Raw genomic sequence first — 15,986 nt, 5'->3', positions numbered from 1 at the left:
GGTCAGCTCGCTCGCGGCGCGTACATGATGACGGCGACGCCGACCAGGCAGATGGCCGCGCCGACCAGGTCGTAACGGTCGGGGCGGAACCTGTCGACCAGCATGCCCCAGGCCAGCGAGCCGGCGACGAAGATGCCGCCGTAGGCGGCGAGGATCCGGCCGAAGTTCGGGTCGGGTTGAAAGGTCGCCACGAATCCGTAGAGGCCGAGCGCGATCACCCCGGCGGCGATCCAGAGCAGCCCCCGGTTCTCCCGCCAGCCCTGCCAGACCAGCCAGGCGCCGCCGATCTCGGCCAGCGCGGCGATCAGGAACAGCAGGATGGAACGCGCGACCGTCATGCGCCCGACCGTAGCGTGACGGTCGCGCGGCGCAGGTCAGCGGGCTCGGCGAGCTCGTCGAAGGGCAGCGGACAGCGGGGACTGGCGGCGCAGGCGACCAGGTCGTCGCAGCCGGCCGCGACGGCGGCGCGGAGCGTGTCGCGCGCGACCGTGAGGTCGGCGAGCCGCTGCTCCACCTCGGCGAGCTTGTTCCGGGCGCGGGCCCGGAGGCCGCTGTCGGCGCGGGGCGTGCGCCGGGCCGCCGTGATCAGGTCGGTGACCTCGGCGAGGGTGAAGCCGAGGCGTTGCGCGGCCTTGACCACCCGCAGCAGGGTGACGGCCTCGGCGGGGTAGAGGCGGTGTCCGCCCGGCGAACGGCGGGGTGCGGCGAGCAGCCCGCGCCGCTCGTAGTAGCGCAACGTCTGCACGTTGACCCCCGCCGCGGCGGCGAGCTGGCCGCTGCGCAGTTCGGGCCCGGCGGTCATCGGTCGTGGCGGGACGCGGCCCGGGCGGCGAGGGCGTCGAGGACGTCGGTGTGGGCCGCCGGCACCCGGATGTCGAGGGTCAGCGGCCCGTCGTCCGGCCGGGTGAGGTCGAAGGTGAAGAACGAGCAGCACGCCGATTCGCGCGCGGCGAGGTCGCGAGCCGTGCGTTCGACCTGGTCGGCCCCGTCGAGGCGCAGCCGCAGGTGCCGGGCCGACGGCCGGTCGACGGCGCGGACGGCGGCGCGGAACAGCGTGTCGAACTCGGCCAGCCGCAGCGGCCGGTCGGTGGTCGGCAGGGTGCAGGCGTCGGGCACCCAGGAGGATCCGTGTTCGTCGTCGCTCACTCCTCGACGGTAAGCCCGTACCCGGGTACCGGATGCAAGTCGGTACATGGACAGGTGAATACAGCGGACGCTGTACAGTGGGCGCATGCGGACGCTGCCCTATCACCAGGTGCTGGCCCGGTTCGGTCACGCGCTGTCCGAGCCGTTGCGCGCCCGGCTACTGCTGGCGCTGCGCGACGGGCCGGGCTACCCGGCGGAGCTGGCCGACCTGCTCGGCACCAGCCGGCAGAACCTCTCCAACCACCTGGCCTGCCTGCGCGGCTGCGGGCTCGTCGTGGCCGTGCCCGAGGGGCGTCGCACCCGTTACGAGCTGGCCGACCCCCGCCTCGCCCACGCGCTGGGCGACCTGCTCGGGGTGGTGCTCGCGGTCGATCCGGCAGCCTGCTCCGACGCCGGAACCGGATGCTGCTGATGGCCGGCCTGCCCCTGCTCCCTGCGGCGCTCGCCGGCCCCACTCCGGCGCGCCGTGCCGTGCTCGCGCGGCGGGTGCGGCTGCTGGTGGCCGCGACGATCACCTACAACGTGGTCGAGGCGGTGGTGGCGATCGGCGCCGGCACCGTCGCGTCGTCGACCGCGCTGATCGGTTTCGGTCTGGACTCAGTCATCGAGGTGGCCTCGGCGAGCGCCGTGGCGTGGCAGTTCGCCGGCCGGGACCCGCAGTCCCGGGAGCGGGTCGCGCTGCGGCTGATCGCGGTCTCCTTTTACGCCCTCGCCGGGTACGTGAGCGTCGAGGCGGTCCGGGCGCTGCTGGGCGGCGCCCAGGCCGCCCCCTCCACGGTCGGCCTGGTGCTGGCCGGCCTGTCGGTGATCGTGATGCCGGTGCTCTCGACGGCGCAGCGGCGCGCCGGACGGGAACTGGGTTCCCGGTCGGCCGTGGCCGACTCGAAGCAGACGCTGCTGTGCACGTACCTGTCCGTGGTCCTGCTCGTCGGGCTGGCGGTCAACGGCCTGTTCGGCTGGTCCTGGGCCGACCCGGTCGCGGCCCTGGTGATCGCCGTCGTCGCGGTGCGGGAGGGGCGGGCGGCCTGGCGCGGCGAGGCCTGTTGCGCGCTCCCGCACACGCCGGCCGGGTGCGCGTGCTGCCCGGCCGACGGGTCACGGCCGGCCGTCGACGAGGACCAGGACGACCGGTAGCGCGGGGTCGTGCGCGCCGGCCCACCGCACGACCGCGCGCTCCGCGTTCATGTTGCACCATGATGCCGGTCGCCCGCCGACGAGCCGGCCGGCCCGGGGGCGGGCGTGGCAGGGTCAGTACGCGTAGGTGACCGAGATCGTCGCCGCCGGGCAGTTGTTCGCCCAACTGGTCAGCGCGCTCTTCTCCGTGCTGTCCACGGTGAGCCGCCACCGGATCTTCACCGCCACCCACTCGCCGACGTAGCGGCAGCGGGCCGAGGCGTACGGCGGCAGCCACGTCGCCGGGTCCTGGTCGCCCTTGGCCTGGTTGACGTTGTCGGTGACCGCCGCCAGCGCGCGGGTGTCACCCAGGTCGTTCGCGTACGCCTGGCGGCGGCTGGTGGTCCAGCCCCGCGCGCCGGAGTCCCACGCCTCGGCCAACGGCACCATGTGGTCGATGTCCAGGTCGCCGGTGGCCGTCCAGGTCGCGGCGTCGTAGTAGGAGTACCAACGTCCGCCGGAGAGCGTGCAGGTGCCGCTGACCGTCGGTGTGGTGGTGGCCTCGGCGTAGAGGACCTCGTTGCGGGTGTGGCAGCCGTCGCCGTCGGCGTCGATCCAGTGCGGGAACAGGTCGCGGCTGTATCCGGTGCGGACCTCGGCGGCGACGGTGAGGCCGGCGACGGCGGTGGTGAGCGGGGCCGAGTAGCCGGCGGCGGGGGCGGGGGCGGTGAGGCCGAGGGTGGCGGCCACGATCGCGGCCAGGCTGATGGCCGCGGCGCGCAGGGTGCGGGACATGGGAACTCCGTCCGACGGGATGGCGAATACCTGCACCCATATAGACAGACGTTGAAGTAATGAGCCAGATCAACTTCCGTGAACTTCGGATGACGATCGGCCGCCACCTGCTCGGACGTCGGGAATACGGCTGTGCCGGCCGGCCCGGCGGGCTACCGTCACCGGAGTACGGGCCGGCGCCCGGGTCAGGAGCGCCGCGTCCACGCCCGCGCCGTCCGGTTGATGCGGCGGAGACGCCCGAGGGCGAGCATGGGTACGACGAAAGGGGCGGAGATGACCGACGAGGTGACGTCGAAGGTTCCGCCGGACCCGGCCCCCGTGCTGAGCGCACCGGCCGGGCCACCGCCGGTCGGGCCGCCCAGCAGCCTCGACCTGTGGGCCCGCGCCCAGGTGCTGCACCGCTGCTTCGGCGACGACGACGGCGAGCCGCACATCATGCGCGGCCTGGACTGACCGCGCCGGGATCAGGCGACCGAGGCCGAACCGAGCAGCGCGGCCGTCGGCAGCGCCAACCGCCCGTCGGCGTCCCGGAACCCGGCGGTGAGCCGGTCGTACTCCCGGCGGATGCGCTCCCGCGCCGCCGGCTCCTGCCGTTGCACGACGAGGCCGACCGTGCTGATGCCGGCCGCCGGCCCGGCCCACCAGTCCTCCGGATCCGTGCGATGGGTCCAGGTCAGGGTCGTGCACGCGACGTCGGTCAGCCCGGCGGCGCTCAGCAGGCCGGCCACGCCGGCCTCGGTGCGCGGGAAGTCCCGCCCGGGCGCCAGTCGAGGCAGGTCCGCCGGCGGGGTGACACCGGCGGCGCCGATCGCCTCGCCCCACAGGCGTTGCAGCGGCGGATGCGGCGACGGCCAGAGCGTCACCGCCACCCGCCCGCCGGGGCGTACCACCCGGCGCAGCTCCACCAGCGCGGCGGCCGGGTCGCCGACGTGGTTGAGCACGAAGTTGGCCACCGCCGCGTCGAACCGGTCGTCGGGGAGGGGCAACCGCGGCAGCGCGGCGCCGACCAGGCCGGCGCCGGCCGCGGTCGCCCGGGCCTCCGCCAGCATGCTGGCCTCCGCGTCGACCGCCACCACGGCGGCGCCCCGGCCGAGCGCGGCCGCCGCGACGGTGCCGGGCCCGGTGCCGACGTCGAGCACGCGCCGCCCGGCCCGCACCCGCGCCGCGTCCAGCAGCGCCGCCGTCGGGTACGCGCAGAGCCCGCCGAAGCTGCGCCGGTAGGCCCGCGCCCGCCCGGCCCAGCGGGTGCGCTCGTGGGCGTCGTAGTCGAACTCGATCATGTGCCGGAGCCTACGGCCCGTGGCCGTGGGGCGGTGCCCTGCCGGACCGGTCAGCGCAGCGGCGCGCCGGCGCGCACCAGCGCGTCCCGCCAGGACCGGGTGTGGAACGCCGCCGCGCCGTTGAAGACCTGGTCGAGGACGCCCGGGCCGTCCCCGGTCGGCGGGGTGTGTCGGGCCCGGAAGTCGGCGCACCCGCGCTCCTGGTCGGCGCTGGGTCGGGGTGAGACGTCGGACCCGCGACCCACCAGGGCGTACCGGCGCCCGCCGACGTCCAGCAGCAGCGTGCCCAGGCGGGTCAACCGGCCGCCCACCTGACCGGCGGGCACGGCGAACACCTCCACGCCGCGCCGGTCCCGGGCGCGCAGCCACCCCTGGTCGAGGGTCATCAGCACCGGCACGCACCGCATGCCGTTCCAGAGACTGCGTCGCCAGTAGACGATGCCGGCGTGGGCCACCTGCGGATGCACGGCGGCGACTGTACCGGGGGCGGTCCACGGTGGCCGGCGGTGGCTACCCTGCCCGGGTGACCCGACGTTCCTGGCTGTTGGCCGCGTCCACCGTGCTCGGCGTCGTCCTGCTGACCGGCGGCGCGGGAGCGCTCTGGCTGACCCGGACCGACAACGCCGAGGAGCGGGACTGCGTGGCCCGGGTCGCCGCCGAGGAGTCGACGGTCCGCACCGACCGGCGCTGGACCGACCGGGACGTGCCCGGCGTCGGGGCGTACCCGGAGATCCACTGGCAGGTCGACTACCCGAGCTTCGCCTGCTCCCGGGCCCCCGGCCCCACCGACCTGCGCTACCAGGGCGTGGTGCGGCTCGCGCCGACCGACGCGCGCGCCCTGGCCACCACGTACGCCTGGACGCCGGTGACCGGCGCGGCGCCCGAGGTCTGGCCCGGCCTGACCGGACACGTGCCGGACGGCGTGCGCTGGCGGCGCAGCGCCGACCACGACGCCGCCGGCGCCGCCGAGGCGTGGTTCGCCCCCGAGCGGTCGCTGCTGCTGTTCACCGCCGTCGACACGTGAACGTTTCCCGGCTCCGGTACGTGAGAGCCGGTGGGCATCACCGGCGCCGGCCGGGGGTACTGCTGCGGGACACGGGTTCGACAGCCGGGAGGTAGCCGTGGGGGACAGGGCACGACGGCGGCGGCTCGGGCCGCTCGCCGGGCTGGTGGTGGCCGTGGTGGTGGCCGCCGGCTGCATGGGCGGCGGGCTCGACCAGGGTGAGCCGCAGCAGCCCGCCCCGCGCGAGAGCGGCCGGTCGGAGCCGGAAGCGCGGACCACCCGGGCCGACGGCACCACCAGCGTCGCCGAGTTCAAGCAGGACTTCGAGGACGCCGTCGCGCTGGCCGAGAAGTACTGGACGGCGCAGTTCCGCGCCTCCGGGGAACGGTTCCGGCCGATCCGGCGGGTGGTGTCGTACAGCCGGGCCGGCGAGGTGTCCTGCGGCGGGCAGGCACTGCCCCGCAACAACGCGGTCTACTGCTCGGCCGGCGACTTCATCGCCTACGACGTGAACTGGTCCGTCTCGGCGTTCCGGGAGATCGGCGACGCGTTCCTGTTCTACCTGCTCGGCCACGAGTACGCCCACGGGGTGCAGGTCCGCCTCGGCATCCGCTACGACTTCACCATCCAGCAGGAGTTGCAGGCCGACTGCATGGCCGGGGCGTACCTCGGCGACAGCGTGCGCTCCGGGGCGCTGACCCTGGCCGACGGTGACCTGGACGAGTTCCGGGAAGGGCTGCTCGCCGTCGGCGACGACCCCGACCAGCCCTGGTTCGCCGAGGGCGCGCACGGCACCGCCGAGCAGCGCAGCGAGAAGTTCTTCAGCGGCTACGAGAATTCGCTGAAGGCGTGCGATCTCGGTTGATGCCGCAGGTCACCTCGATCGGGGACGGTGCCGGCCGGGCCCGGGTGGGCTGGCAGGATCGGCGGGTACGCGTACCGAAGGAGGCCCCGCTGAACAGCCCACGCCCCGCCGCCGTGCTCTTCGACATGGACGGCACCCTGGTCGACAGCGAGAAGCTGTGGGACGTCGCGTTGCAGGAACTGGCCGCCGTCTACGGCGGCACGTTGTCCGACGCGGCGCGCCGCGCGATCGTCGGCACCGGGATGGCCGACGCCATGCGGATCGTGCACGACGACCTGGGCCAACCGGAGCGGGACCCGCAGGCCAGCGCCGACTGGATCAGCGCGCGCATCCTCGACCTGTTCCGCACCGGGTTGCGGTGGCGGCCCGGCGCGCTCGCGCTGCTGCGGGCCGTCCGGACCGCCGGGATCCCCACCGCGCTGGTCACCTCCAGCGGGCGGCCCCTGGTCGAGGTCGCCCTGGACACGCTGGGCCGGGACAGCTTCGACGCGGTGGTCTGCGGCGACGAGGTGGGCGACCCGAAGCCGCACCCGGAGCCCTACCTGACCGCCGCGCGGCTGCTCGACGTGCCGATCGAGCGGTGCGTGGCGATCGAGGACTCGCCGACCGGCGTGGCGAGCGCGCTCGCCGCCGGGGCCGCCGTACTCGCCGTGCCGGCCGAGGTGCCGTTGCCGGCGACCGACGGCGTGCACCAGGTGGAGAGCCTGACGTCGGCGGACCTGGAGCTGCTCGCGGCCCTGCTCAACCGTTAGGAAGGGGCCCTTCCTATCGCTCAGGCGATAAGAAGGGCCCCTTCCTTGCATCTCAGTCGTGGGCGATGGCGCCGAGCACGTTGATCCGCGCGGCGCGGATCGCCGGCAGCACCGCCGCCACCACGCCGATGATCGCGGCCAGCACCAGGAACGTCACCATCTGACCCCAGGGCAGGACCAGGTCGGTGATGCCCTCGTCCTTGAGCGCCCGGACCACCGCCGCGCCGAGGCCGGTGCCGACCACGACGCCGAGCAGCGCGCCGAAGATCGAGATCACCACCGCCTCGACGGTGATCATCCGCATGGTCTGCGCCCGGCGCAGGCCGATCGCCCGCAGCAGGCCCAACTCCCGGGTCCGCTCCAGCACCGACAGGGCGAGCGTGTTGATGATGCCCAGCACCGCGATCACGATGGCCAGCGCCAACAGGATCTGGATCATCCGCAGCGGCGTGTCCAGCTGACTGGTCTGCTGCTTGATGAACGCGGCCCGGTCCGCCACCGACACCTCGGGGCTGTCCGCCAGCAGCCGCTCGACCTGCGGCTGCACCGCGCCGACCGACGTGCCCGGGGCGAGCTGCACGAAACCCTGGATGGGCTGCGGGATGGCGAAGTCGGCGGCCGCCTGCGGCGGCAGCACCACCGGGTTGGTCAACTGCGAGCTCTCGTAGATGCCGCTGACCGTGTAGGTGCGGGCGTCGCCGCGGGACAGCTGCACCGGCACGGTCGAGCCGACCGACAGGTTGCGGTCCTTCGCGGTGTCGGAGCTGAGCAGCATCTGGTCGGGGGCCAGCCGGCTGATGTCACCGGCGGTGGCCTTCGCCCCGAAGATCCGCTCCAGCGCCGCCACGTTGCTCGACGCCGCCACCCAGGTCCGCTTGCCGCCGACCGTGGCCATGTCGCCGTACTCACCGTCGACCAGCTGCACCCCGGGGATCGCGGCCGTCTTGTCCAGCACCGCCGGGTCGAAGCTCGGCGGGCGGGGCCCGGACGCGGATCCGGAGATCACCAGCTCGGCCTTGATCGTGTCCTCGGCCAGCGCGCTGATGCTGCCCTTGGCCGAGTCGAGGATCACGGTCACCCCGGTCACCAGCGCGATGCCCACCATCAGCGCCGCCGCGGTGATCGCCGTCCGGCGGGGGTTACGACCCGAGTTGAGCCGGCCCAGCTTGCCCGGGACCGACCAGGAGAAGATCGCGCCGAGCAACGAGACCACCGGCCGGCTGATCACCGGCGTCAGCAGCGCCACCCCGATGAACGCGAAGAGCACCCCACCGAGGATGGTCGCGAGGGTGTTGTCGCCGGCGTTGCCGCTGAGGCCGAGGAAGAGCAGCACCGCCCCGATCGTGGTGACCACCGCCCCGCCGACGGTCACCTTGGTCAGCGGACGGTCCGGCGTGGCCACGTCCTGCATCGCCGCGATCGGCGGGATACGCGCGGCGCGCAGCGCCGGCAACAGCGCCGCGACCACCGTGATCACCAGACCGACCGCGAACGCGCCGATCACCGCCGCCGGCGGCACGCCCAGCCCGGCCAGGCTCAGACCGCCGGCGAGCTTGCCGAACAGGTACGCCAGCAGCGCGCCCACACCGATGCCGGCGGCCAGCCCGAGCACCGAGGCGATCAGACCGACCGCGACCGCCTCCAGCACCACCGAGCCGATGACCTGCCGGCCGCTGGCGCCGATGGCCCGCATCAGGGCCAGCTCGCGGGTGCGCTGGGCCACGATGATCGAGAAGGTGTTGAGGATCAGGAACGTGCCGACCAGCAGCGCCACCGCGGCGAAGCCCAGCAGGATCTTGTTGAAGAAGGACAGCCCCTCCTTCAGCCCGGCCGACGCGTCGTCGGCGAGCTGCTCACCGGTCTTCACGTCGTAGCCGGCCCCCACCGCGCGGGACACCTCGTCGCGCAGCGCCTCCGGGGTGGTGCCGTCGGCGGCCCGCGCGGTGATGTTGCTGAACACGTCCGGCTTGCCGAGCATCAGCTGCTGCGCCACCGGGGTGGTGAAGGCGACCTCGTTCGCGCCGCCCACGGAGTCCCGGCCGCCGCTGTAGCCGAACACGCCGACCAGCGTGAACTCCTTCTTCGGCGCCAGGGTCAGCACGCCGACCCGGTCGCCGACCGTCACGTTCGCGGCCTTGGCCAGCGCGGCGTTGACCACGATCTCGTCATCCGCGCGCGGCTCCCGGCCCTCGCGCAGCTTCACCAGGTCGCTCTCGCCGAGCCAGTTCTCGCCCAGCTGCGGCGGGCCGAACGAGGTGACCACCTTGCCGTTGGCGCCGATCAGACGGGCGCCGTCGGTGGCGACCACGCCCTGCACGTCCGCCGCGCCGGGCGCCGCCTTCACCCGCTCGACCAGCGACGCCGGCACCGGGGCGGCCACCTGCTCGCCCTCGGTCTCGGACAGCTCCACCTTCGGCTTCGCCGCGACGTTCACGTCGACCTCGGCGTACGCGTCGGCGAAGACCGCGTCGAAGGACCGGCCGAGGGTGTCGGTGAGCACGAACGCGCCCGAGACGAACATGACGCCGAGCACCACCGCCAGGCCGGACAGCAGCAGGCGCAGCTTGCGCGCCAGCAGGCTCTTCAGCGTTGCCCGCAACATCAGTTGCCCACCTCGACCGGAGCGTCCAGCTTCTTCATGGTGTCCAGCACCGTGTCGGCGGTCGGCTCGATCAGCTCCGAGACGATCTGGCCGTCGGCGAGGAAGACCACCCGGTCGGCGTACGCGGCGGCGGTCGGGTCGTGGGTGACCATGACGATGGTCTGGCCGTGCTCGCGCACCGAGTTGCGCAGGAAGTTGAGCACCTCCGCGCCGGAGCGGGAGTCCAGGTTGCCGGTCGGCTCGTCCGCGAAGATCACGTCGGGGCGGGCGACCAGCGCCCGGGCGCACGCCACCCGCTGCTGCTGACCGCCGGAGAGCTGCGCCGGGCGGTGCCCGAGCCGCTCCCGCAGCCCGACCGTGTCGATCACCGTGTCGTACCAGGCCGGGTCGGCCTTGCGCCCGGCGATCGACAGCGGCAGCAGGATGTTCTCCTGCGCGGTGAGCGTGGGCAGCAGGTTGAACTGCTGGAAGATGAAGCCGACCTTGTCCCGGCGCAGCTTCGTCAGGCCCGAGTCGTTGAGCCCGGTCACGGTGGTGTCGCCGATCATCACGGTGCCCCGGGTCACCGAGTCCAGACCGGCGAGGCAGTGCATCAGCGTCGACTTGCCGGAGCCGGACGGCCCCATGATCGCGGTGAACCGGCCGCGTTCGAACTCGGCGCTCACCCCCCGCAGCGCGATGACCTGCGCCTCACCGCTGCCGTACACCTTCCACACGTCGTTCGCCCGGGCCGCGGCCTGCGCTTGCCGGCCTACCGTCGCGGTCACGTCATCTACCTCTTCCGTCTGGCTGCTGATCCGCACCGCCCCCGCTGGTCGGTGCGGCGGTTCCATCCTCGGTGCCACCGGCGGCGGAACCGTCCGACCCCGGGCGGAATCCGTGCCGAATTTCCGGTGGGGGTCGCCCCCCAGGCCGGCTCAGGGTGATCCCTGACCGGCCGGCGGCGCCGACGGTAGGACCTCACGTCGCGTCATGGTCAACCCCGCGTCGCCGCCGTTGGTCACGGTACGTGAGGGCCGCCACCTATTTCCCCGGCCGTACCAGCCCCGTCTCGTAGGCCAGCACCACCGCCTGCACCCGGTCCCGCAGCCGCAGCTTGGTCAGCACGTGCCCGACGTGCGTCTTCACCGTGGTCTCGCTGACCGACAGCTCCCGGGCGATCTCGGCGTTCGACAGCCCGCGCGCCACCTGGGTCAGCACCTCCCGTTCCCGCTCGGTCAGCGGGTCCAGCACCCGCGGCGGGGCGGTCACCGGGTCCGGCAGGACGTCGGCGAAGCGGTCCAGCAGCCGGCGCAGGATCCGCGGCGCCACCACCGCCTCCCCGGCCGCCACCGTGCGGATCGCGGTCACCAGGTCCTCGGCCGGCACGTCCTTGGCCAGGAAGCCGCTCGCCCCGGCGCGCAGCGCCCCGACCACGTACTCGTCCAACTCGAACGTGGTGAGGACGAGCACCCGCACCGGCAGCCGGGCGTCCACGATCGCCCGGGTGGCGGCGACCCCGTCCATCCGCGGCATCCGGATGTCCATCAGCACCACGTCGGGCAGCAGCCGCCGGGCCAGCTCCACCGCCTCCACGCCGTCGCCGGCCTCACCCACGATGTCCAGGTCGTCCTCGACGCCCAGCACCATCCGGAACCCGGTGCGCAGCAACGGCTGGTCGTCGGCGAGCAGGACCCGGACCGGTCGGGGCGCGGCGCCGTCTGTCATCAGATCCCCCTCGTCGTGCCCGGCGGCGGTCAGGCGGGGACCGCACCGGCCGGGTCCAGCGGGATCCGCGCGTACACCCGGAAGCCGCCGCCCGGCGCCGGTCCGGTCCGCAGGATCCCACCGTAGAGGGCCACCCGCTCCCGCATGCCGACCAGTCCGTGCCCGATCCGGTCGGGTGGGCGTCCCGGCCCGCGCCCGGTGTCGACCACCTCGACGGTCAGCACGCCGCCGCCGACGGTGATCCGGACCAGCGCGGTGGCCGGCCCGGCGTGGGCGAGGACGTTGCGCAGCGCCTCGGCGACGATGCGGTGGGCGGTGAGCGCCACCCCCTCCGCCACCGCGGTGGACGTGCCCTCCATCCGCAGCGTGACCGGCAGCCCGGCCCGGCGGGCCCGCTCGACGAGCGCGGGAACGCCGGCCAGGCCGGGTTGCGGCGCCAGCCGCGCCACGCCGGCGTCGGCGTCGGCGTCCAGCACCCGCAGCAGCCGGTGCAGCTCACGCAGCGTCTCCCGGCCGGTCTCCTCGACCGCGGCCAGCGCACCGTCCGCCGCGCCGGGATCCCGGCCGAGCACCCGGCGCGCCCCGGTGGCCAGCACACCCATCGCGGCGACCCGGTGGGCCACCAGGTCGTGCAGCTCGCGGGCGATCCGCCGGCGCTCGTCGGTGACCACCGTCGCGCCCGGGTCCCGGCGGGCCTCCCCGGCGGGGCGCCGCCGGGTGAGTCGGCCCAGCGCGTACGCCACGGCGGCGGTGAGCAGCGTGGCGCGCACCCGTCGGGCCGGCAGCCGGTCGGTCATGCCCGAACGTTAGGCCGGCACGGGGCGCGTCTCGTCGTCGCCGGCGCCGAACCCGGTCTCCTCCCCGAGGAGGAGGATCACTCGTCGGCCCCCGGGGTGACCGGGCGGGAACGGGCGTCCACGAGCGGGTCGGGCGCGGCACCGGCCACCGGGAACGGCGGCGGCGTGCCGCCGAAGCTCGGGCAGAGCGCCTGGTGGCTGCACCAGTCGCAGAGCCGGCTCGGCCGGGGCCGGAAGTCCTGCCGCGCGGTGGCCTGCTCGATCGCCCGCCACAACGCCACCACGGTGCGCTCGAAGCGCACCAGCTCCTCGGCGTCGGGGGCGTAGTCGCACACCTCGGCGTCCTTGAGGTAGAGCAGGCGCAGCACCCGCGGCACCACGCCCCGGGTGCGCCACAGCACCAGGGCGTAGAACTTCAGCTGGAACAGCGCCCGCGCCTCGAACGCCTCGCGCGGCGCGCCGCCGGTCTTGTAGTCGACCACCCGCAGCGCGCCGTCCGGGGCCACGTCGAGCCGGTCGAGATAGCCCCGGATCAGCAGCTCGTCGTCGACCACGGCGGAGATCAGCGCCTCCCGCTCGGCGGGCTCCAGCCGCTGCGGGTCCTCCACCGCGAAGTAGCCCTCCAGCAGCGCCGCCGCCGAACGCAGGAACTCCTGCGCGGCCGCCGCGTCGCCGTCGGCGAACAACGTCGCCAGCTCCGGCTCCTCGGTGACCAGGCGGTCCCACTGCGGGGCGACCAGGTCGCCCGCCGACTCCGGGGTGCGCGCCGGGGCCGGCAGGTCGAACAGCCGCTCCAGCACGGCGTGCACCAGCGTGCCCCGGGCCTGCTCGACCGTCGGCCGCTCGGGCAGCCGGTCGATGCTGCGGAACCGGTAGAGCAGCGGGCAGGTCTTGAAGTCGGCCGCCCGCGACGGCGACAGCGACGCCCGCACCGTGACCGGCACCCGTGCCGCCGTCTGGTCGCCCTGCGCGTCGATCACCGGTTCCGCCGTCATGCCCGGAAGGTTAGGCCACCCGTGTGACAGGTCGGTCGTCGCCGCACCGGGCCATGATCGGCGCCGCGTAGCATCGCCGGGGTGGAGCAGCGCACCCGACGACCGCGCCGGCCCGGGCTGAGCCTCGGCCGGGTCCTCGGGGTGCCGCTGCGCGTCGACGCCTCGATGCTGCTGCTCACCGTGGTGGTCACGGTGCTCTACGCGGCGCTGGCCCGGCGCCAGCTCGACCTCGGTCACCTCGCCGGCTACCTGGTCGGCCTCGGGTTCGTCGTCTCGCTGCTCGGCTCGGTGCTGCTGCACGAGCTGGGCCACGCGCTGACCGCCCGCCGCCACGGCATCGGTGTGCGCGGGATCACCCTCGAACTGCTCGGCGGCTACACCGAGATGGACCGGGACGCCCCCAGCCCTCGGGTGGAGCTGCTCATCTCGCTGGCCGGGCCGGCCGTCTCGGCCGTGCTCGGCGCCGGGGCGGTCGCCGCCACCCTGGCGCTGCCCGCCGGCACCCTCGGCCACCAGCTCGCGTTCCAGCTCGCGGTCAGCAACGTCGTGGTGGCGATCTTCAACAGCCTGCCCGGGCTGCCGCTGGACGGCGGACGGGCGCTGCGCGCCGCGGTCTGGGCGCTCACCCGGGACCGGCACCGCGGCACCGAGGTGGCCGGCTGGGTCGGCCGGGCCGTGGCGGTGGCCACGCTCGCCCTGGTGGTGCTGCTCACCCTGCGCCGGGCGCTCGCCCCGCTGGCCCTGCCGCTGCTGCTGCTGGTCGCGGTGACGCTGTGGCGGGGCGCCGGGCAGTCCATCCGGCTGGCCCGCATCGGCCGCCGGCTGCACCTGGTCGACCTGGCCCGGCTGGCCCGGCCACTGCTGCCGGTGCCCACCGGCACCCCGCTGGCCGAGGCGCAACGCCGCCGCGACGAGGCGGGCACACCGGACGCGGCGCTCAGCGTGGTCGACTCCGCCGGCCGTACCGTGTCACTGGTCGACCCGGCCCGCGTCGCCGCCGTACCCCCGGAACGGCGGCCGTGGCTCGCGGTGGACGAGGTGGCCCGCGCCCTGACCGCCCTGCCCACCCTCCCGGTCGACGCGGACGGCGAGCGGGTGCTGGAGACCGTCCGCACCCACCCGGGCGCGCAGTACCTCGTGACGGCAGGCGAAGATGTGGTCGGCGTGCTGCACATCGCGGACCTCGCCCAGCTCCTCGAACCCAAACGGAAGACGAACACGTGACCGCAGAGACCTCCACCGTCCCGGCCCTGCCGCCCGTCCACCGGGGGCCGTTCCGGCCCGGCGACCGGGTGCAGCTGACCGACCCCAAGGGCCGGATGCACACCGTGACGCTGGAGCCCGGCAAGGAGTTTCACACCCACCGGGGGATCCTCAAGCACGACACCCTGATCGGCCTGCCCGACGGCAGCGTGGTCACCACCGCCGGCGGCGGGACCGCCTTCCTCGCGCTGCGGCCCCTGCTGTCGGACTACGTGCTCTCCATGCCGCGCGGCGCCCAGGTGATCTACCCGAAGGACTCGGCGCAGATCGTCGCGATGGGCGACATCTTCCCCGGCGCCAAGGTGCTGGAGGCCGGCGCCGGCTCGGGCGCGCTGTCCTGCTCGCTGCTGCGGGCCGTCGGCACCGAGGGCGAGCTGCACTCGTTCGAGGTGCGCGACGACTTCGCCCAGATCGCCCGGCGCAACGTCGAGGCGTTCTTCAACGGTCCGCACCCGGCCTGGCGGCTGCACGTGGGCGACGTCGCCGACAGCACCGAGACCGGGTTCGACCGGATCATCCTCGACATGCTCACCCCGTGGGAGATGCTCGACATGGTCGAGCGGTCGCTGGTCCCCGGCGGCGTGCTGATCGGCTACGTGGCCACCACCCCGCAGCTGTCGGAGCTGGTCGAGGCGCTGCGCGAGCGCGGCGGCTGGACCGAGCCGCGGGCCTGGGAGTCGCTGGTGCGCGACTGGCACGCCGAGGGTCTTGCCGTGCGACCGGACCACCGGATGATCGCGCACACCGCGTTCCTGGTGTCCGCGCGCAAGCTCGCCCCCGGGGTGACCGCGCCGCCGCGCCGGCGCAAGCCCAGCAAGGGCGCCGAGGCGTACGCGCAGCGCCGGGACGCCCTGCGCGCGGCGGCGGCGGCCCGCGCGGCGGAGGAACCGGAGCAGTCCTGACCCCCGCCGCGCGCACGGCGGCGGGCGGGCGGATCATGTGTGCCCGTGGGGACGACGACACCGAGGTGGGTGGAGACGGTGGGCATGAGCGAGCGGATCGGAGCGCGCGGCGGGCGGCGCGCCCGTCCCGGTCACCGGAGCCGACGGCGGCGCACGGGCGGTGACGGCGGTTCGGGCCGACGGGAGGTGGCGTGAGCAACCCCGGCTACGGCAACGGTGACCTGCCCGCCGTCTTCCCCGACTGGTCGCCCTACACCGACCTGGAGTCGGCGGCCCGCGCCTACCTGCGGGACCCCGACATCGCCCTGGAGGCGCTCGGCGGGGTGCTGCGCGGCGCCTCCGTCCTCGGCTTCACCCTGGAACGCTTCGTCAACGAGGTGAACGGGGTGTGGCAGGAGGTCGTCGTCTGCGACGGCAGCCGGCTGGTGCTCTGGCACGGCGAGGACGTCCCGCCGGGGGAGGGGCCACCCGGCGCGATGACCTCCTCGCTGCGCGTGGTGCCGGTCTCCACCGTCACCGAGGTCGGCTGCCGGCGTCGGCTCACCCGGACCGACGACGGCACCGTCCGGATCGACAGCATCGACGTCTACCTGCTGCTCAGCTCGCTGGACGAGGCGCCGCCCAGCGACGAGGTGGCGGGCACGCCCCGGCACGACGCGCTGCGCTTCGGCAAGACCCTCGACGACGGCGGCGCCGGGCAGATCGCCCGGCTGGAGGAGTTCGCCCGGCTGGTCGCCTCGGTGGTCGGCCGGCCCCTGCTCTGACG

At 74.6% G+C, this 15,986-nt stretch carries 20 protein-coding genes; 9 read left to right on the top strand and 11 right to left on the bottom strand.

The annotated features are described in order from the left end of the window. Positions 1-2: 2 nt before the first annotated feature. The 3 genes from CO540_RS05825 to CO540_RS05815 are packed head-to-tail and all read right to left on the bottom strand — an operon-like array spanning position 3 to position 1,146. On the bottom strand, positions 3-338 hold the full coding sequence (locus CO540_RS05825) for a YnfA family protein (RefSeq protein WP_099161229.1): 336 nt from the start codon (positions 336-338) through the stop codon (positions 3-5). Beyond that, positions 335-802, bottom strand: coding sequence for a MerR family transcriptional regulator (locus tag CO540_RS05820; RefSeq protein WP_099161228.1), 468 nt, complete (start codon positions 800-802; stop codon positions 335-337). The genes CO540_RS05825 and CO540_RS05820 overlap by 4 nt, the downstream gene beginning before the upstream one ends. After that, positions 799-1,146: a hypothetical protein gene (locus tag CO540_RS05815; protein ID WP_099161227.1), complete on the bottom strand. Its 348-nt coding sequence runs from the start codon at positions 1,144-1,146 to the stop codon at positions 799-801. Before CO540_RS05815 ends, CO540_RS05820 begins: the two co-directional genes overlap by 4 nt. Before the next feature lie 85 nt (positions 1,147-1,231). Here CO540_RS05815 and CO540_RS05810 point away from each other — a divergent pair, with 85 nt between their 5' ends. Both CO540_RS05810 and CO540_RS05805 read left to right on the top strand, forming a co-directional pair. Next, complete coding sequence (locus tag CO540_RS05810) at positions 1,232-1,558, top strand: helix-turn-helix transcriptional regulator (protein ID WP_099161226.1); 327 nt, start codon at positions 1,232-1,234, stop codon at positions 1,556-1,558. Then, positions 1,549-2,280 carry a cation transporter gene (locus CO540_RS05805; protein ID WP_099161225.1) on the top strand — a complete coding sequence of 244 codons (732 nt, stop codon included), beginning with the start codon at positions 1,549-1,551 and terminating at the stop codon, positions 2,278-2,280. Before CO540_RS05810 ends, CO540_RS05805 begins: the two co-directional genes overlap by 10 nt. A gap of 114 nt (positions 2,281-2,394) precedes the next feature. Here the strand turns inward: CO540_RS05805 and CO540_RS05800 are convergent, their stop codons facing one another. Beyond that, positions 2,395-3,054: an HNH endonuclease family protein gene (locus tag CO540_RS05800; protein ID WP_099161224.1), complete on the bottom strand. Its 660-nt coding sequence runs from the start codon at positions 3,052-3,054 to the stop codon at positions 2,395-2,397. 273 nt (positions 3,055-3,327) lie between these two features. Here CO540_RS05800 and CO540_RS05795 point away from each other — a divergent pair, with 273 nt between their 5' ends. Further along, positions 3,328-3,507 carry a hypothetical protein gene (locus CO540_RS05795; protein WP_091575208.1) on the top strand — a complete coding sequence of 60 codons (180 nt, stop codon included), beginning with the start codon at positions 3,328-3,330 and terminating at the stop codon, positions 3,505-3,507. 11 nt (positions 3,508-3,518) lie between these two features. On the opposite strand, the gene CO540_RS31175 is transcribed toward CO540_RS05795, so the two are convergent. Then, complete coding sequence (locus CO540_RS31175) at positions 3,519-4,334, bottom strand: class I SAM-dependent methyltransferase (protein WP_099161223.1); 816 nt, start codon at positions 4,332-4,334, stop codon at positions 3,519-3,521. A gap of 50 nt (positions 4,335-4,384) precedes the next feature. Further along, positions 4,385-4,801, bottom strand: a complete 417-nt coding sequence (locus CO540_RS05785; protein WP_099161222.1) for a hypothetical protein — start codon at positions 4,799-4,801, stop codon at positions 4,385-4,387. Between the two features lie 56 nt (positions 4,802-4,857). On the opposite strand from CO540_RS05785, the gene CO540_RS05780 reads away from it, so the two are divergent. From CO540_RS05780 to CO540_RS05770, 3 genes are all read left to right on the top strand, one after another. Further along, positions 4,858-5,358: a hypothetical protein gene (locus tag CO540_RS05780; protein WP_157779057.1), complete on the top strand. Its 501-nt coding sequence runs from the start codon at positions 4,858-4,860 to the stop codon at positions 5,356-5,358. A 97-nt stretch (positions 5,359-5,455) separates the two neighbouring features. Further along, the gene (locus CO540_RS05775) at positions 5,456-6,202 is read left to right on the top strand and encodes a neutral zinc metallopeptidase (protein ID WP_099161220.1); all 747 of its coding nucleotides are present in this window, start codon (positions 5,456-5,458) and stop codon (positions 6,200-6,202) included. Between the two features lie 113 nt (positions 6,203-6,315). Beyond that, positions 6,316-6,954 carry an HAD family phosphatase gene (locus tag CO540_RS05770; protein ID WP_099164608.1) on the top strand — a complete coding sequence of 213 codons (639 nt, stop codon included), beginning with the start codon at positions 6,316-6,318 and terminating at the stop codon, positions 6,952-6,954. A 52-nt stretch (positions 6,955-7,006) separates the two neighbouring features. On the opposite strand, the gene CO540_RS05765 is transcribed toward CO540_RS05770, so the two are convergent. From CO540_RS05765 to CO540_RS05745, 5 genes are all read right to left on the bottom strand, one after another. Next, positions 7,007-9,556 (bottom strand): ABC transporter permease, encoded by a 2,550-nt coding sequence (locus CO540_RS05765; protein ID WP_099161219.1) that lies wholly within the window; start codon positions 9,554-9,556, stop codon positions 7,007-7,009. Next, positions 9,556-10,323 (bottom strand): ABC transporter ATP-binding protein, encoded by a 768-nt coding sequence (locus CO540_RS05760; protein WP_091575196.1) that lies wholly within the window; start codon positions 10,321-10,323, stop codon positions 9,556-9,558. Before CO540_RS05760 ends, CO540_RS05765 begins: the two co-directional genes overlap by 1 nt. A gap of 256 nt (positions 10,324-10,579) precedes the next feature. Beyond that, on the bottom strand, positions 10,580-11,263 hold the full coding sequence (locus tag CO540_RS05755) for a response regulator transcription factor (protein ID WP_091575193.1): 684 nt from the start codon (positions 11,261-11,263) through the stop codon (positions 10,580-10,582). A 29-nt stretch (positions 11,264-11,292) separates the two neighbouring features. Then, positions 11,293-12,060 (bottom strand): sensor histidine kinase, encoded by a 768-nt coding sequence (locus tag CO540_RS05750; protein WP_099161218.1) that lies wholly within the window; start codon positions 12,058-12,060, stop codon positions 11,293-11,295. A 77-nt stretch (positions 12,061-12,137) separates the two neighbouring features. Then, on the bottom strand, positions 12,138-13,055 hold the full coding sequence (locus CO540_RS05745; protein WP_099161217.1) for a PD-(D/E)XK nuclease family protein: 918 nt from the start codon (positions 13,053-13,055) through the stop codon (positions 12,138-12,140). An 81-nt stretch (positions 13,056-13,136) separates the two neighbouring features. On the opposite strand from CO540_RS05745, the gene CO540_RS05740 reads away from it, so the two are divergent. The 3 genes from CO540_RS05740 (at position 13,137) to CO540_RS05730 (ending at position 15,984) form a co-directional block, all read left to right on the top strand. Further along, positions 13,137-14,279: a M50 family metallopeptidase gene (locus CO540_RS05740; protein ID WP_371682273.1), complete on the top strand. Its 1,143-nt coding sequence runs from the start codon at positions 13,137-13,139 to the stop codon at positions 14,277-14,279. Then, entirely contained in the window at positions 14,276-15,220 is a 945-nt protein-coding gene (locus tag CO540_RS05735; protein ID WP_099161216.1) for a tRNA (adenine-N1)-methyltransferase, read from the top strand. Before CO540_RS05740 ends, CO540_RS05735 begins: the two co-directional genes overlap by 4 nt. A gap of 191 nt (positions 15,221-15,411) precedes the next feature. Next, positions 15,412-15,984 (top strand): hypothetical protein, encoded by a 573-nt coding sequence (locus CO540_RS05730; protein ID WP_091575184.1) that lies wholly within the window; start codon positions 15,412-15,414, stop codon positions 15,982-15,984. Positions 15,985-15,986 lie beyond the last annotated feature (2 nt).

The sequence above is a fragment of the Micromonospora sp. WMMA2032 genome (genome assembly GCF_002688545.1).
GTDB classification, from domain to species: domain Bacteria; phylum Actinomycetota; class Actinomycetes; order Mycobacteriales; family Micromonosporaceae; genus Micromonospora; species Micromonospora sediminicola.
This window is presented reverse-complemented; position numbering and strand designations above follow the sequence as displayed.

Bases quoted from the DNA above. Each gene is read 5' to 3' on its own strand.
- CO540_RS05825 (WP_099161229.1), bottom strand. From the start codon at position 338: ATGACGGTCGCGCGTTCCATCCTGCTGTTCCTGATCGCCGCGCTGGCC.
- CO540_RS05820 (WP_099161228.1), bottom strand. From the start codon at position 802: ATGACCGCCGGGCCCGAACTGCGCAGCGGCCAGCTCGCCGCCGCGGCG.
- CO540_RS05810 (WP_099161226.1), top strand. From the start codon at position 1,232: ATGCGGACGCTGCCCTATCACCAGGTGCTGGCCCGGTTCGGTCACGCG.
- CO540_RS05805 (WP_099161225.1), top strand. From the start codon at position 1,549: ATGCTGCTGATGGCCGGCCTGCCCCTGCTCCCTGCGGCGCTCGCCGGC.
- CO540_RS05800 (WP_099161224.1), bottom strand. From the start codon at position 3,054: ATGTCCCGCACCCTGCGCGCCGCGGCCATCAGCCTGGCCGCGATCGTG.
- CO540_RS05795 (WP_091575208.1), top strand. From the start codon at position 3,328: ATGACCGACGAGGTGACGTCGAAGGTTCCGCCGGACCCGGCCCCCGTG.
- CO540_RS31175 (WP_099161223.1), bottom strand. From the start codon at position 4,334: ATGATCGAGTTCGACTACGACGCCCACGAGCGCACCCGCTGGGCCGGG.
- CO540_RS05765 (WP_099161219.1), bottom strand. From the start codon at position 9,556: ATGTTGCGGGCAACGCTGAAGAGCCTGCTGGCGCGCAAGCTGCGCCTG.
- CO540_RS05755 (WP_091575193.1), bottom strand. From the start codon at position 11,263: ATGACAGACGGCGCCGCGCCCCGACCGGTCCGGGTCCTGCTCGCCGAC.
- CO540_RS05750 (WP_099161218.1), bottom strand. From the start codon at position 12,060: ATGACCGACCGGCTGCCGGCCCGACGGGTGCGCGCCACGCTGCTCACC.
- CO540_RS05745 (WP_099161217.1), bottom strand. From the start codon at position 13,055: ATGACGGCGGAACCGGTGATCGACGCGCAGGGCGACCAGACGGCGGCA.